12 protein-coding genes are annotated in these 16112 nt (G+C 73.9%); 11 read left to right on the top strand and 1 reads right to left on the bottom strand.

Annotation, left to right across the window (positions count from 1 at the left end; genetic code table 11):
- Nucleotides 1-11: 11 nt before the first annotated feature.
- From ACYQ77_RS18000 to rfaE2, 3 genes are read left to right on the top strand one after another with little or no spacing between them, the layout of a single operon-like run.
- A complete protein-coding gene (locus ACYQ77_RS18000) occupies nt 12-1376 on the top strand; it encodes an aldehyde dehydrogenase family protein (protein WP_459712705.1) in 1365 nt (454 codons plus the stop codon).
- Nucleotides 1373-2437, top strand: coding sequence for a glycosyltransferase family 9 protein (locus ACYQ77_RS17995; protein WP_459712703.1), 1065 nt, complete (start codon nt 1373-1375; stop codon nt 2435-2437). Before ACYQ77_RS18000 ends, ACYQ77_RS17995 begins: the two co-directional genes overlap by 4 nt.
- Nucleotides 2434-3912, top strand: a complete 1479-nt coding sequence (gene rfaE2 / locus ACYQ77_RS17990) for a D-glycero-beta-D-manno-heptose 1-phosphate adenylyltransferase (protein ID WP_459712701.1) — start codon at nt 2434-2436, stop codon at nt 3910-3912. The genes ACYQ77_RS17995 and rfaE2 overlap by 4 nt, the downstream gene beginning before the upstream one ends.
- 348 nt (nt 3913-4260) lie before the next feature.
- Here rfaE2 and ACYQ77_RS17985 read toward each other — a convergent pair whose 3' ends face one another.
- Nucleotides 4261-5121 carry a glycosyltransferase family 9 protein gene (locus tag ACYQ77_RS17985; RefSeq protein WP_459712699.1) on the bottom strand — a complete coding sequence of 287 codons (861 nt, stop codon included), beginning with the start codon at nt 5119-5121 and terminating at the stop codon, nt 4261-4263.
- Between the two features lie 49 nt (nt 5122-5170).
- Here ACYQ77_RS17985 and ACYQ77_RS17980 point away from each other — a divergent pair, with 49 nt between their 5' ends.
- From ACYQ77_RS17980 to ACYQ77_RS17945, 8 genes are all read left to right on the top strand, one after another.
- Nucleotides 5171-6127 (top strand): glycosyltransferase, encoded by a 957-nt coding sequence (locus tag ACYQ77_RS17980; protein WP_459712697.1) that lies wholly within the window; start codon nt 5171-5173, stop codon nt 6125-6127.
- Between the two features lie 68 nt (nt 6128-6195).
- Nucleotides 6196-8316 (top strand): DUF6351 family protein, encoded by a 2121-nt coding sequence (locus ACYQ77_RS17975; RefSeq protein ID WP_459712695.1) that lies wholly within the window; start codon nt 6196-6198, stop codon nt 8314-8316.
- 184 nt (nt 8317-8500) lie between these two features.
- On the top strand, nt 8501-9427 hold the full coding sequence (locus tag ACYQ77_RS17970) for a cutinase family protein (RefSeq protein ID WP_459712694.1): 927 nt from the start codon (nt 8501-8503) through the stop codon (nt 9425-9427).
- A 581-nt stretch (nt 9428-10008) separates the two neighbouring features.
- Nucleotides 10009-12252: a helix-turn-helix domain-containing protein gene (locus tag ACYQ77_RS17965; protein ID WP_459712692.1), complete on the top strand. Its 2244-nt coding sequence runs from the start codon at nt 10009-10011 to the stop codon at nt 12250-12252.
- 41 nt (nt 12253-12293) lie between these two features.
- Nucleotides 12294-12710 (top strand): YbaB/EbfC family nucleoid-associated protein, encoded by a 417-nt coding sequence (locus tag ACYQ77_RS17960; protein WP_459712690.1) that lies wholly within the window; start codon nt 12294-12296, stop codon nt 12708-12710.
- On the top strand, nt 12707-13612 hold the full coding sequence (locus ACYQ77_RS17955) for a hypothetical protein (RefSeq protein WP_459712688.1): 906 nt from the start codon (nt 12707-12709) through the stop codon (nt 13610-13612). The genes ACYQ77_RS17960 and ACYQ77_RS17955 overlap by 4 nt, the downstream gene beginning before the upstream one ends.
- Nucleotides 13609-14721, top strand: a complete 1113-nt coding sequence (locus tag ACYQ77_RS17950; RefSeq protein ID WP_459712686.1) for a serine hydrolase domain-containing protein — start codon at nt 13609-13611, stop codon at nt 14719-14721. The genes ACYQ77_RS17955 and ACYQ77_RS17950 overlap by 4 nt, the downstream gene beginning before the upstream one ends.
- Nucleotides 14718-15779, top strand: a complete 1062-nt coding sequence (locus tag ACYQ77_RS17945) for an alpha/beta hydrolase (protein WP_459712684.1) — start codon at nt 14718-14720, stop codon at nt 15777-15779. The genes ACYQ77_RS17950 and ACYQ77_RS17945 overlap by 4 nt, the downstream gene beginning before the upstream one ends.
- The last annotated feature ends 333 nt before the right edge of the window (nt 15780-16112 follow it).

The raw sequence follows: 16112 nt of genomic DNA, 5'->3' as shown, positions 1-16112 counted from the left end.
AGGGAGCAGACGTGCTCACCGCACAGAACGACATCTCGATCACCGACCCGGCGACGGGGCGTCCCGTCGGCACCCTCCCGTCGGCGACGGAGGCCGAGATCTCCGACGCCATGGGGGTCGCCCGGCGGACCTTCCCCGTCTGGCGCCACACCCAGGCCGCGGCACGGGGCGCCGCCGTGCGCGCCGCGGCCGCCGCACTGCGGGACGGCGCCGCGGAACTCGCCGAGATCCTCGAACGCGAGACCGGCAAGCCCCGCGACGACGCGATGGGCTCCATCGAGGCCGGGGTGTCCACCTTGGAGCAGTACGCCGAGCTGGGCCCGCTGCACCGCGGGAAGACCCTGCACGGGTCGTGGTCGGCGACCGACCTGATGGTGCCCGAGCCGCGCGGGGTCGTGGTCGCGCTGACCCCGTGGAACGACCCGGTCGCGGTGGCCTGCGGGCTGATCGGCGCCGCGCTCGTGACCGGCAACTGCGTGGTGCACAAGCCGAGCGAACGCTGCCCGCACACCGGTGAGCGCCTCGGCGCGCTCCTGGGCACCGCGTTCCCCGACGGCGTGCTGCAGACGCTCACCGGCGGCGGCGCGGTCGGCGAGCTCCTCGCCGGGCGCCAGGACGTCGACGTGGTCGCGCACGTCGGCGGCGCCGCCACCGGCAGGCGCGTCGCGATGGCCTGCGCACGCACCGGCGCGAAGGCGTTGCTGGAGAACGGCGGCAACGACCCGCTGCTCGTCGACGGCGACGTCGACCCGGTGTGGGCCGCGGAGCAGGCGGCGCTCGGGTCGTTCGCGAACGCGGGCCAGATCTGCGTGTCCGTCGAACGGATCTACGTCCACCGGCGCGTCGCCGAGGACTTCCTCGACGCGCTGGCCGACCAGGCGCGCCGGTTCGACGTCCAGCCGCTCGTCGACACCGAGCACCGCGACAAGGTGCACGAGCACGTGCGCCAGGCACTCGCCAAGGGCGCGGAGGCCCTGACCGGCGGCACCATCCCGGACGGGCCCGGCGCGCACTACCCGGCGACCGTGCTCGCCCGGTGCACCCCGGACATGGCCGTGATGGCCGAGGAGACGTTCGGCCCGGTCGCGCCGGTGATGGTGGTGCCCGACTTCGCCACCGGGCTCGCCGAGGCGGCGCACGGGCGGTACGGCCTCGCCGCCACCGTCCTCACCGCCGACATGGCACACGCGCACGAGGCCTACCGCACGCTGCCCGCGGGCACCGTGAAGGTCAACGCGGTGTTCGGTGGCGCACCGGGCGGCGCGGCGGAACCCCGCGGCGTGAGCGGCACCGGGTTCGGCTACGGCCCGGAACTGCTCGACGAGATGACCGCGACCAAGCTCGTGCACATGACCGCGCCGGGCGGTACCGCGTGAAGCACCCCGCCGCCGACCTCGGCCGCCCGCCGGACTGGCAGGCGGTCGAGCGGGTGCTCGTGGTCCGCGCCGACAACCTCGGTGACGTCGTGATGACCACACCCGCCCTGCGCGCGCTGCGCCGGGCGGCGCCGCACGCGCGGATCGACCTGCTCGCGTCCCCGGCCGGTGCGCAGGCGGCGCCGCTGATCCCGGCGATCACCGACGTGCTGACCGTGTCGGCGAGCTGGCAGCAGGCGGGCGACCCGCGCGACGCGGCCGTGCTCGCGGCGGCGGAGGCGGAGCTGGTCGACCGCATCCGCGCCGGGAACTACGACGCGATGCTGGTGTTCACGTCGCACAGCCAGTCGCCGTGGCCCGCGGCGCACGTCGGCATGCTCGCCGGGATCGGCCTGCGTGCCGTGCACTCCACGGAGTTCGGCGGCGCGGTCGCGACCCACTGGGTCACCCCGCCACCGGTCGGCACGCACCAGGTCGACCGCTGCCTGCACCTGCTCGCCGCGCTCGGCGTGCCGCCGGCCGGACCCGAGCTGGAGCTGGCGATCCCGCCGACGGACCGGCAAGGCCCGTACGCGGTGCTCGCGCCGGGCGGGTCCTGCCCGAGCAAGCGGTACCCGGCCGACCGGTTCGCGGTCGTGGCGCGCCTGCTCGCCGACGCGGGCCTCGCGGTGCTCGTCACCGGCGCGCCGAAGGAGGCGCCGCTCGTCGCCTCGGTCGTCACGGGCGCGGCACACCCGCGCGTGACGCCGCTCGGCGAGGTCACCGTGCCGGAGCTGGCCGCGGTGATCGGCGGCGCGGATGTCGTGGTGTGCAACAACTCCGGCTGCCTGCACCTCGCCGACGCGGCACGGGTGCCGGTGGTCGTCACCTACGCGGGCACCGAGGCCCGCACCGAGATGCCGCCGAGGACGACACCGGTCGCCGAGGTGCTCGGCAACCCGGTGCCGTGCGCGCCGTGCAGGCAGTTCGAGTGCCCGTACCAGCAGGAATGTCTCGACCTCGACCCCGAGCACGTCGCCGCGGCCGCGTTGCGGACGACCAAGGAGGTGGCCCTGCCATGACCGATCTGACCACAGTGGACACCACGGCCGCGGACGACCACGAGCTGCCGGAACTGACCCCGGAGGTGCCCGCCCGGCTCGCGGCGCTGCGCCCGAGGGTGCTCGTCGTCGGCGACGTCATCCTCGACGAGTGGCTGACCGGCAACGCCGAACGCCTGTGCCGCGAGGCACCCGCCCCGGTCGTCGCCGTCGACACGCGGACCGCCGCGCCCGGCGGTGCCGCGAACACGGCGGTGAACCTCGCCGCTTTGGGCGCCGACGTGCGGATGGTGTCCGCGGTCGGCGCCGACGACAGCGGCACGGAGTTGCTCGCCGCGCTGGACAAGGCGGGTGTCGACACGTCGTCGATCGCGGTGGAGCACGACCGGCGCACCCCGTCGAAGCGGCGGGTGGTGGCGGGGGAGCAGGTGCTGGTGCGCCTCGACGACGGGGACCGCGAACAGGCGCCGCTGACCGACGTGCCGGGCCTGGACGAGGAGTGGGACGCGGTCGTCATCTGCGACTACGGCACCGGCCTGCTGGGCGGGCACGTGCTCGACGCCGTGCGCAGGACGCGGCCCCCGCTCGTGGTGGTCGACGCGCACGACCCGGCCCGCTGGGCGCGGCTGCGCCCCGACCTCGTCACCCCGAACGCGGAGGAGACGGCGGCGGTGCTGGGCAGGCCGGTCCCGCCGGGCGAGGCCGTCCGGTTCCTGGACGAGCACCGGGGCACGCTGTTCACCCGCACGGGCGCGCACGCGGCGGTCGTGACCTTGGACCGGGACGGCGCCGTGCTGCTGGACGGTGCGCGGCCCGTGCACCGCACGTGGGCACGCCCCGTGCCGGACAACCACACCGCGGGCGCGGGCGACACGTTCTGCGCGGCACTCACCGTGGCACGGTGCGGCGGCCTGCCGTCGGTGGTGGCGGTCGAACTGGCCCAGGCGGCCGCGGACGTGGTGGTGCACCGCCCGGAGACGGCGGTGTGCACGGTCGCCGACCTGTCCGAGCGGCTCGGCGGGCACAGCATGGTCGTGGACCACGACCGCCTGGCCGAACTCGTGGCCGAACACCGCGCCGCGGGCAGGCGGATCGTGTTCGCGAACGGCTGTTTCGACGTGCTCCACAGAGGACACGTCAACCACCTGAACGAAGCGAAACGCCTGGGCGACGTGCTCATCGTGGCGATCAACTCGGACGAGAGCGCCCGGCGGCTGAAAGGGCCGGGCCGCCCGGTGAACGGCGTGGCCGACCGCGCGGCCGTGCTCGCCGGCCTGTCCTGCGTGGACCACCTCACGGTGTTCGACGAGGACACCCCGGCGGCCCTGCTGTCCCGGCTGCGGCCCGACATCTACGCCAAGGGCGGTGACCACCGGCCGGAACTGCTGTCGGAAACGCCGACGGTGGAGGAGTACGGCGGGGAGGTGCGCATCCTGAGCTACCTCCCGGACCGTTCGACGTCGGCTGTCATCGACCGGATCCGGGGGACCCGCTGAGTCATGAAGGGGTCCTTCCTCGCGTTGGGTGTGAGGAAGGACCCCTTCACCATCGTCGGTGTATCGGGTCGGGGGCCGGGATTGCCTGCTGCTGGTGGGTCCACCTTTCGAAGGCACAGACCCGTTCCTGGGCGTTGCCGGTCCGGCGCGCGAAGCGCGCGGCCGGAATGTGCCTGCTGGCGGGGCCGCTTTCGAGCGCCCGATCCGATCCCGGGGGCCGCTACCCGGACACGCTGCGCCCGGGGGCGGCAGCGATGCCTGGTTGCCGGTGGGCAGCGCCCGCGGGCACTGCGCGCCCGGCGCACACACGCCACCGGCAGACCCACCGTCAAAACCGCAACCCCGCACTCATACCGGCGCGAGCACCCGCCGAACAGCGGCCAGCACCTCGTCAGCCGACACCTCCGAGGCCCGCAACACCACATGTTGCGACCGGTCGGCAGGCGGTCCCCACCGCTCGGGCGGGGTCGGCCCGAACAACACGACGGACCGAACCCCGTAGGCGGTAGCGAGGTGCCCGACCCCGGTGTCGTTGCACACCACCACCGCCGCGTCCGCCACCACGGCCGCCAGATCCGCCAGGTCCAGCTCCCCGGCCAGCACGGCCGCCTCCGGCAACCCCGCCTCGCCGGCCACCGCCATCGCGAGGTCTCGCTCGGGGGCACTCCCGGTGACCACCACCCGGTGATCGGCAGCCAGCGCGCGGGCCACGGCGGCGAACCCCGGCACGTCCCACCGCCGCGTCGCGACGCTGGCTCCCGGGTGCACCACGACGGCCCCCGGCGCCACGCTCGCGACATGCGGCCGCAGCAGGGAAAGGTCGCCGGGATCGGCCGGGATGCCGTACCAGTCAAGCAAACGGCACCACCGCGCCACCTCGTGCTGCTCCTCCACCCACGGCGGGCCGGGCAGGTCGGGAAACGCGGGATGGCGATGTGTCAACACCCGACCGGGTGAGGTGGCGACCAGGTCGGCGATGCTTTCGGGTCCGGCGCCGTGCAGGTTCACCGCCACGTCCGGTGCGGGCGCCCGCAGTGATCCCAAGCCGGGTGTGGGGAGCAACTCGTCGACGCAGCCGGTCAGCTCGACCAGTGGCGACAGCCACGACGGTGCGGCGAGCACGACCCGATCGGTGACCGCACGCAGACCGCGCAACGCGGGGACCGCCACCAGCAGGTCCCCGATCCCGAGTGCACGCAACACGAGCATGCCCGGCAGGTACCCGTTTTCACCGCCCGTACGCGGGAACCCGGGAAACATGAACGTCCTGCTCTGGCACGTCCACGGTTCGTGGACCGACGCCTTCGTCCGCGGTGACCACCGCTACCTCCTCCCCACGCTGCCCGAGGGCGGCCCCTGGGGTGGCGGCCGCTGCGGCCGGGACTGGCCCGCCACCGAGGAGATCGCGCCCGAGCGGCTCGCCGAGACCGACGTCGACGTGGTGGTGCTGCAGCGCACCGAGGAACTCGAGCTCGCCGAGCGGTGGCTCGGGCGCACACCCGGCAGGGACGTCCCCGCGGTCTTCGTCGAGCACAACACGCCCAAGGGGACCCCGCACCCGCTGTCCGAACGGGACGACATCCTCGTCGCCCACGTCACCCACTTCAACGAGTGGATGTGGGACAACGGCAAGGCCCCCACGACGGTGATCGAGCACGGCATCGTCGAACCCGCCGCCCGGTACTCCGGCGACCTGCCCAGGGCGGGTGTGGTGACCAACGAACCCGTGCGGCGGTGGCGGATCACCGGCACCGACCTGCTGCCGCACTTCGCGGCGGCCGCGCCGCTCGACGTGTTCGGCATGGGGCTCGACGGGCTCGGCGACGCGGTCGGGGTCGGCGCGGACCGGCTCACCTGCCACGGCGACCTGCCGCACGACCGCCTGCACCCCGAGCTGGCCCGGCGCCGCGTCTACCTGCACCTGCCGCGCTGGACGTCCCTCGGCCTGTCGCTGATCGAGGCCATGCAGATCGGCATGCCGGTGGTGTGCCTGGCCGCCACCGAGGCCGTCGAGGCCGTGCCCCGCGAGGCCGGCGTCCTGTCCACCCGGCTCGACGTGCTCGCCGCCGCCGTGCGGGAGTTCGTCGCGGAACCCGAGCTCGCCGCGCGGACCGGCAAGAACGCCCGCGAGTACGCACTGCAGCGGTTCGGGCTCGACCGGTTCCTGGCCGACTGGGACCGCGTCCTCGAACGGGTCCGTTCAGGCAAGCCTTGACCACGGCCGTGACCTGTTCGTACGTTGCTCACGGGTGATCATCCACGACGCCGTGAGCGAGGGAACCCGTGCCGCTGACCAAAGCCGTCCTTGCCCGGCTCGTGGTCGCCGTGCTCGTCCTGGTGCTGGTGCCGCCCGTCGCGGCCGCCGCGCCGGGCACGCGACCGGCCATCACCGTGCTGTCCGGCCGCCCGGACACCGTCACCGGCGGTGACGCGCTGCTGCGGGTGTCCGCGCCCGCCGCGACCCGCGTCACCCGCAACGGCGCCGACGTGACCAGCGCGTTCCGGTGGGATCCCGCCACAGGCACCCTCACCGGCCTCGTCGGCGGTCTCCGCATCGGCGGCAACACGGTCACCGCGTACGCGCCGGGCAGCACGCCCGTCACCGTGCGGCTCGTCAACCACCCGATCGAGGGACCGGTGTTCTCCGGTCCGCACCAGCACCCGTTCGTGTGCGAGACCGGCACGTTCCGGCTCCCGGTGCTCGGCGACACCCTCGGCCCGCCGCTCGACGACGACTGCTCCACCACCACCAGGGCCGACCACTTCTACCGCACCACCGCGGGCCAGTACCGCCCGTGGCCCGCCGGTGCCACCGGCTACCCCGGCGACCTCGCGACCACCACCACGGCACGCGGCGCGACCGTGCCGTTCATCGTGCGCATGGAGACCGGCACGGTGAACCGCGGCATCTACCAGACCGCGGTCCTGCACGACCCGCTCACCGAGCCCGAGCCGACGCCGTTCGACCGGCCGGCGGGCTGGAACGGCAGCGCGATCTACACCCTCGGCGGCGGCTGCACCGGCGGCTGGTACCGGCAGGGCAACGCGACAGGCGGCGTCGACGACGCGTTCATGCTGGGCCAGGGCTTCGCGGTCGTGTCGTCGTCGCTGAACGTGTTCGGCATGAACTGCTCGGACCTGACCGCCGCCGAGACGGCGATGATGGTCAAGGAGCGGCTCGTCGAACGGTTCGGCCCGCCGCGCCACACGATCGGGTACGGCTGCTCGGGCGGCTCGTACCAGGCGCACCAGATCGCCGACAACTACCCGGGGATCTTCGACGGCATCATCCCGTCGTGCTCGTTCCCCGAGGTCGGGTTCGGCACCGTCTACATGATCACCGACGCGTGGCTGCTCGACACGTGGCTCACCGGCGCCGCCGGGTGGACCGCCGAGCAGAAGCGCGCCGTCACGGGCTTCGTCACCTACGCGACCGCGCCCAACGTCGCGCAGGGCGCCCGCCGCATCGACCCGCGCGTGTTCTGCGGCGTCCTGCCCGAGGACCTGCGCTACGACCCGGCCACCAACCCGGGCGGCGCGCGCTGCGACGTCTACGACCACGCCGTGAACGTCTACGGCGCCGACCCGGCCACCGGGTTCGCGCGCAGGCCGCTGGACAACGTCGGCGTGCAGTACGGGCTGGCCGCGCTGCACGACGGGACCATCACGGCCGACCAGTTCCTCGACCTCAACGAGGGCGTCGGCGGCTTCGACGCGGACGCTAACATCGTGCCCGCCCGCACGCGGGCCGACCTGCCGGCGGTCCGCGCCGCGTACCGGACGGGCAGGCTGACCAACGGCGGCGGCGGGCTCGCGGACATCCCGATCATCGACTACCGCGCCTACGTCGACGACGCGCCCAACGGCGACATCCACGTCCGCTACCACAGCTTCTCCATGCAGGCGCGGCTCGAGAAGGCCAACGGCACGGCGGCGAACCGCGTGAGCCTCCTCGAGGACGGCCGCTACGGCTACCTCAGCACGGCGAGCCCGCTGGTGCGGCACGCGATCACGCAGATGGACCGCTGGCTGACCGCGCTCGAGCGGGACACGTCCCACGCGCCGAGGATCGACAAGATCGTGCGCGCGAAGCCCGCTTCGCTCCGGGAAGGCTGCAACACCCGCACCGCGGCCCCCGAGTTCGTGGCCCAACCGCTGGACCGCGACCCGGCGAGCACGTGCGAGCGGCTGTACCCGTCGGGGTCGTTCCCGCGCGAGGTGGCGGGCGCGGACGTCGCCGCCGACGTGATCAAGTGCAGGCTGACCGCGCCGGACCGCGCGGACTACGACCTCACCGACGCGCAATGGGCGCGGCTGCTGGCCGTGTTCCCGTCCGGCGTGTGCGACTACACCAGGCCCGGCGTCGAGCAGCAGGACCTCGCGGGGACCTGGCTGCGCTTCTGAGCCCTGGGCGGGGGAACACCGCGCCGCTCGGCGAAGTAGGGCAGCCGAACGCGGTGAGCGAGGAGTTCAGCAAGACGTGACCCGTTTGCGCAGTGGCGCAGGTGAGCCACCCGCAATCCGCTGACTCTCCGGGTTCCTCTTGGCACCATCGGTGACGCTCACGTCACCACCAGGAGGAACCCGAATGACGAGAAGGCTCGCGGCTCTGGCCACCGCGGTGGTCGCGGTGGCCGCCGCACTCACCACGTCGCAGGTCACCGCCACCGCGGCGGCCTGCCCCGGCACGGCCGTGTTCGAGACCGACGGGTACGGGGCGGGCGAGTCGCTCGTCAACTGGAACCGCTCGGGGTTCAACGCCAACCCGCCCGCGGGCTGGCAGATCGTGCAGGTCCCGTACTACGCGGGCGTCTTCCCGGTCGTCGACCGGCTGGCGCTGGACGCGTCGGTCGCCGAGGGGACCGCCAAGCTCGACCGCGCGGTGCGCGACTTCCACGCCGCGTGCCCCGGCACCCGCCTGGTGCTCGCCGGCTACTCGGAGGGCGCCGTGGTGGCCGGCGACGTGCTCGAACGGCTGGCCCGCGACACGGCCATCCCGCACGGGCTGCTCAACGGCGTCCTGTACGGCAACCCGCGCAGGCCCTTCGGCGACGGCGGCCTCGGCGGTGTCGCGGGCGGCATCGAGACCAACGTGCCGACGATCCTGCCCGGCGTCACCATGAAGGGCGGCCAGAACTACGGCGACCTCGCCGTCCGCAACGTGTGCAACGAGAACGACGGCATCTGCAACTCGACCAACATGATCACGAACTTGGCGGCGTTCGCCAACGGGCTGGTCGGGTACGCCAGCGGCGACCACGGGTACGACCTCAACCCCGCGCGTGACCTCGGGTCGGGGTTGGTGCTGCACCGGCAGCCGCAGCGCGTGGCGTACGGTCCGCCGTTGCCGATCCCGGTGGGTACGCCGTGGCAGATCCAGCAGCTGCTGGGCGGGAACGCCGGGCGGGCCGAGTTGGTGGCGGCCCGGAACGGGCTGGGCGCGTTCATCGGGCAGCCCGTTCTCGATCGGCTCGCTGCCACGTCGCCGTGGTTCAAGCTCATCCAGGCGGCTTGAGGTTTCTTTCGGACGGCGGTGGCTGGGTTCGCGCCTGGTCGCCGCCGTTCGTCGTGCCCGGGGTGCCCGGTCCGCGGAGCGGGCCGGGCGGAGAGCCCGGCGCGCAGCGCTCAACCCCGGGTAGCGGGCGGTCGATGGACGTGGTGGGGAAGCTTGGCGGCTTTGGTGCCGCGTCGTTCACGAGTTTGGAGGGCCGGACGCTGTGCGCCGCCACGGGATGTGGTGGGGAGGCTTGGCGGGTTCGTGCCCGGGGTGGTGTTGTCGGTGTCTTGAAAGGCGCGTTCAGGACAGTGGAGAGCCGGGCGCTGCGCGCCCGGCCCGCGCAGCGGGCCGCCACCGGATGCGGTGGGAAGCTCGCCGGGTTCTCGCGCCCGGGGCGTGCCCTGAAAGGCGCTTCAGGACACCGGCAAGCCAGGCCCCGCAGCACCCCACCGCGCAACAGACCAACCCCGCATCCGAACAACACCACCCGCAAGCGGCGAGTGAACGGCGACCGAACTCGGCGTAATACCCGCCACGCATCGCCGAGCGGACGCCGTCCGCCTCGATAAGGTCGGGTTCCCCGACCCGAGAGGCGTGATGTGGCCAGCCAGTTCGGCGCGTTGTTGCGGCAGCTGCGGTTGCGGGCGGGCATGACGCAGGAGGGCCTTGCCGAACGCTCCGACCTGGGCGTCCGCACCATCCGCGGCCTCGAGACCGGCGAGCGGGCCGACCCCCGCGTCGGTACGGTGCGCAGGCTTGCCGAGGCGCTCGACCTGGACGCCACGGAACGCGGGGAGCTGTTCGCCGCCGCCGGGCACGGGGAGCGGGCGCCCGAACCGAAGCCGGTGTCCACGGTGGACATCCGGCTCGCCGAGGCCGCCGGGCAGCTCGCCCACGCCGTCCGTGCGCGCTGGCAGCGGGAGGAAGAACAGCGGCAGATCCACGACCCGTTCCCGCTGCCGGTGCGGTGGCGCACGGTGGACGGGGACCTGATCGACTCCTGGGCCAACATCCGGCGCGCCCGGGCCGGCGGGCGGGCCGCGCCGCTGGACCTCTCCGGGCAGCTGGGCGACATCGTGGACGTCTACCGCAAGGTCGAGTCCGGGCGGCTCGTGGTGCTCGGGCGGGCCGGGTCGGGCAAGACGATCCTCACGTTGCGGTTCGTGCTGGCATTGCTGAAAGACCGGGCCGCCGCCGACCCGGTGCCGGTCATCTTCAGCCTCGGGTCGTGGCAGCCGACCACGACCCCGCTGCGCGACTGGCTCACCGAACAGCTCCTGCGCGACCACCCCGGGCTGAGCGCGCCCGGCCCCGACGGGTCGACGCTCGCCGCCGCGCTCGTCGCCACCGACCGGATCCTGCCCGTGCTCGACGGGTTCGACGAGATCGCGGGCGGGCTGCACCGCGCCGCCCTGGAGGCGCTCAACGGCACCACCCTGCCGCTGCTGCTGACGAGCCGCCCCGAGGAGTACGCCGCCGCCGTCGCCGGGACCGACGTGCTCACCGCCGCCGCCGGGGTCCGGCTGACCGACCTGACCGTCACCGACCTCGTCGACTACCTGCCCCGCACCACCCGCAAGCACGACGGCACGGCGTGGGCGCCGGTGCTCGCCGAGCTGCGCGACCACCCGCACAGCACCGCCAGCACGAACCTCACGCAGGTGCTGACGACACCGCTGATGGTCGGCCTCGCCCGCACCATCTACAGCGACACCCCCGACCACGACCCCGCCGTCCTGCTGGACACCACCACGTTCCCCACGCCGGAGTCGGTCGAGGAGCACCTGCTCGGCAACTTCGTCCCGACCGTCTACCGGCACCAGCCCGACGACCGGCGGTTCGACCCCGAACGCGTCGAGCACTGGTTCGGCCACCTCGCCCACCACCTGACCCGGCTCGGCACGCACGACCTCGCCTGGTGGCACTTCGGGGTGTCCCTCCACCGTCCCGTCCGCGTGCTCGTGGTCAGCCTCCTCGTCGCGCTCGGGGTCGCGGCGGCGGACATCGTCGTCGAGGCCGCGATCCTCCACGGGATCACCGGGCCGCAGGTCGTGTTCGGGGTGCTGCTCGGCGTCGTCGCCGGGCTGGCGTTCGGGCTGGCCCACGGGCTCGCGTCCCGGTACCTGCCGGTGGTGCTCCGGCCCTCCCGGGTGCGCCTGGGGTTCCGCCGCGGCGGGCACCGGCGCGGGCACTTCGGCGCCCGGTTCCGCATCGGTGCGGTGGGCGGGGCGATCCTGGGGTTCTTGCTGGGGCTCATGCGCGAGTCGGTGCGTGCCCTGTTGATGGGCACCGGGCGCGGGGTCGTCGTGGGCGTCGCCGACGCGCTGGTGTTCGCCGTCGTGTTCGCGGTCGCCGCCGGGCTCGTGTTCGGGCTCATGGCACTCGGTGAGACGCCGCTCGACATCACCTCCGCGGGCAGCCCGGCCGAGCTGCTGCGCGTCAACCGCACGACCGTGGTCGTGCAGGTGCTCCTGTTCGGGCCCGGCTTCGCGGTCGCCGTCACGGCCACCAGCTGGCTCGCGGTGACGCTGCTGAACACCCTGCCACCCGGCTACCTGTTCGGTCTGACCTTCGAGTGGAACCCGTTGTTCGGCCTCGCGTTCGGGTTGGTCGGCGGGATCGGCGGCGCGGTCGGGTTCGCGCTCGCCCTCACCGCGTGGGGGCAGTGGGTGGTGTTCGCGCGCGTGTGGCTGCCGCTGACCGGGCGGCTGCCGTTCGCCGTCCACGCGTTCCTCGACGACGCCTACCGGCGGGGTGTGCTGCGCCGCGCCGGTGCGGTCTACCAGTTCCGCCACGCCCGCCTCCAGGACCACCTCGCGAACCGGTACACGACCGGCCGCTGAGCCGTTTCCGCTGGTCCGCCGGTACCGGCCAGATATGGCCGGTGACCTGGCCTGGCTCGGCGGCGCCCCCGGCGCCGAGCATCGGCGGACCGAGCGAAGGGGGCGACGAGGTGGAATCCGCGCGGTGGCTGGCGGACTACGAGGACCTGCTGGCACGCACGGCCGCGAACGCGGCGGCGGCCGGTGCGGCACTGCGTGCGGCGGCCGGGCACGCCACGTCGCCCGGCGGCGAGGTCACCGTCACCGTCCGCGCGGGCGGCGCCTTCGACGCCGTCACCCTGACCCCGGCCGCCACCGCACTGCGCCCCGAACAGCTCGCGCGGCTCATCGTCGACACCGCGTGGCAGGCGCAGCAGGCCGCCGGCGCCCGGGTCGCCGCGATCATGGCGGACTACCTCGGCCACGGCCCCGCGCTCGACCACGTGACCCGGCACCTCCCGGCGGGCACGCCGAGGTGACCGGGCAACCGGGGGAGGCGCACGCCTGCCGCCTCGACGTCGTCGCCGACCAGCTCGTCGTCGTCGCCGGGCAGCTGCCGGACGCGCTCGGCGACCGGCCGCTCGGCGCGTTCACGCAGTTCGTCGTCGCCGGGCTGCTCGACGCCATGGCCGAGACGACCGCGGCCGTCACCGCCGCGGTGTCCGCGGCGGACGCGCTGAGCGCGGCGCTGCGCCGGGGCGACGCCGACCTCGGCGGGCGGTTCGCCGTCGTACCGCCGCGGGCCGGGCTCATCGACACCGTGCGGGTGGCGGGCACCGGTGACGGCCACCCGCCGGGCCTGCCGTTGTCCGGCATGGACGTCGCGGGGCTCGGCTGGCTGACACCGTTCGTGTCGTTCCTCGCGGAACCGCTGAACCAGTTGCGCGGCAACCCGGTCCCGGTGACCGAGGCCGCGCTGGAGTTCGAGCGCGCCGCGGCGGACGTGGCGGCGGCCGCGGCCACCTACCGCGGGGCCACGGCGGACGCGCACACCGGGTTCGCCGACGCGCTCACCGCGCTCGCCGCGAGCAGCGGCGTGATCGCGAGCGCGCTCGCCGGGGCGGCGGCCGCGGCCGCACGGGTGGTCGGCGCCGTGACGTGGCTCGTCGCCGAGGCCGTCGCGGCGATCGTCCCGGTGATGGCGGAGGCCGTCGCACAGGCGTCCGCGACGCTCGGGCAGAGCGTCGCCGAGGCGATCCCGAGGTGCGTCGCGATCGCGGCGACCGCGGGAGGTCGGGCCGCGGACCGGCTCACCGCGCTGCTCGCGAGCGGGCAGGACCTGCTCGACGCGGCCGACGCGGCGACGGCGGTCACGCGGACCGCACGGCAGATGTTCGAGGAGATCGGCAACCGGAACCCGGCAGTTGGGGAGAGGGCATGAGAAGAAACATCGGCAGGAGCGTCGCGTGCGTGCTGGCGGTGACGGCGGCGTTCGCCGCCCCGCTGCCCGCGCAGGCGGCGGCGGAACACGACCAGGTGCGGGCGCTGCTCGACCGGTACCTGGCCCACGCGGGCCCGGGCGCGGCCGTCCACGCGGGCGACGGCACCGGTTCCTGGACCGTCCACAGTGGCACCGCGAAGGTCGGCGCGGACCGCGCGATCACGCCCGGCGACCACTTCCGGATCGCCAGCCAGACCAAGACGTTCACCGCGGTCACCGTGCTGCAGCTGGTCGACGAGGGCCGGGTGGCGCTGGACGCGCCGATCGAGCGGTACCTGCCCGGCGTCGTCACCGGCAACGGCAACGACGGCAACGCCATCACCGTGCGGCAGATCCTCCAGCACACCAGCGGCATCCCGCGCGACCCGGTGAACCCGCGGCCCCAGGCCGACGGCACCTACACGCTCGCCGAGCTGGTGCGGTCCGCGCTGACCCAGCCGCCGCAGTTCCCGCCCGGCACCGCCTTCGGGTACTCCAACGCCGGCTACAACGTCCTCGGCATGCTCGTCGAACGGCTCACCGGCCAGTCGATCGGCGAGGCGATCACCACCAGGATCATCGCGCCGCTCGGGCTCACCGGGACCCGCTTCCCGGCCGGCCGGGACCGCACGCTCGCCGACCCGTACGTGCCCGGCTACGTCGGCGGCCGTCTGCCGCCGTTCTACCTGTGGTTCGACAACACCCGCAACGTCGAGCTGACCCGGTACAGCTCCGCCGGTGCGATGGAGTCCACGATGACCGACCTGGTCACGTTCGAACGCGCCCTCGCCGACGGTGAACTGGTGTCGGCCGCGACGCTCGCCGAGATGCGGGAGCTGCCCGCGCACAGCCCCGCGTACGGGCTCGGGCTCATGCACCTCGACCTGTCCTGCGGCGGCGAGGCGTGGGGGCACGCCGGTGACCTCCCGACCGGCCACAGCTCGATGACCATGGTCACCGACGATGGCCGCTACGCGGCGATCGTCACGAACACGATGGTGGCCACCGCCGCCGAACCGACGCGCGACGACGTGGTCGACGCCGCGCTCTGCGAAGGGGTGACCCGGTGAAGGTCCTGTCCAAGGTGGTGCTCGCGGGGGTCGTCGCGGCGTCCGCGTTCACCGCGCCCGCCGCGCAGGCGGCGCCCGAGCTGCCGGTGTTCGCCGACGGGTTCGGGCTGACCGTGGTGCGGCAGCCCGCGTTCGTCGAGGGGAGCGACCGCACGTTCACCTTCGCCGTCCGCTCCACCGCGGTGCCGCGGTACCAGCCGATGCGGTACCAGGTGGCGGACGAGCACGTCGTCATGGTCACGCTGCCCGCCGGGTACTCCGGCGGCGCCGAGCGGTACCCGGTGCTGTACACGTTGCACGGTCACCAGGACTACCCGAACACGCAGGCCAACCTGCGGATCGCGGAGCAGGCCACCGAGGGCGTGCCGCTGATCACCGTGCAGCCCAACGGCGGCGGGCGCGGCTGGTACTCGAACTGGGTCCGGCCCGGGTCGCTCGGACCGCAGAACTGGGAGACGTTCCACCTCGACCAGCTGATCCCGTTCGTCGACGCGAACCTGCGCACGGTCGCCGCGCGGGAGGGCAGGGCGATCTCCGGGCACTCGATGGGCGGCTTCGGGGCGTTCCACTACGCCGAGCACCGGCCGGAGCTGTTCTCCTACGTGGGCAGCTTCTCGGGTGGCCTCGACCTGCTGAACCAGGAACTGCGGGCCGCGGTGGTCGCGACGACGCAGCTGCCCGCGTCCGGGACGCCGACCGTGCCGACCGACGCGATCTTCGGGCCCGGCGTGTGGCCGTTCGACGGGGTGTGGAACGCGCAGAGCCCGGCACAGCACGTCGGCCCGCTGCGGGGGATGGGCGTCGCGATGTACGTCGGCAACGGCGGTGACCTGACCGTGAACCCGATCCAGGCGGTGGTGGAGAACCGGGCCAGGGCGACGGCACTGGTGACGGCCGACCACCTGCGCGCGGCGGGGATCCCGTTCGAGTTCGCCGACTACGGGGACGGCTCGTCGTGGGCGCCCGGCTGCACCGGCAAGCACGCGGAACTGCCCTGCCTGCAGGCCGACATGGACCACTACGTGGGCCTGATCATGGCCCGCCTGCGCCACCCCTGACGGCCGCACCGAAGGACCCCTTCGTCACGTTCGCGTGTGACGGAGGGGTCCTTCGGTGCGCTGGGGCGAGGAAGGGGCTCTTCGTCACGGCAGGGGGTTCCGCCACAGTGGCGCTGCTCCTGGCAGGAGCCGATCCCGGCACGCCGGGCGCGCAGCGCCCGGCCCCGCGAAGCGGGGAACCCTGACCTGGTTCGAGCGCTGACCGCGCGCGGAGGGGGCGTGACGCGAAACGGGACGTGGCATCCGGATGAATCTGCTGCGCCGCTCAGCCCAACTTCTTCACAGCGGGCGATCAAACGTTCACAAGAGCACGGCGCGGAAGCGTCTCACTCT

The sequence above is a fragment of the Actinophytocola sp. KF-1 genome, assembly GCF_054661535.1.
The sequence above is the reverse complement of the archived record's forward strand: the minus strand, read 5'-3'. Positions and strand labels throughout refer to the sequence as shown.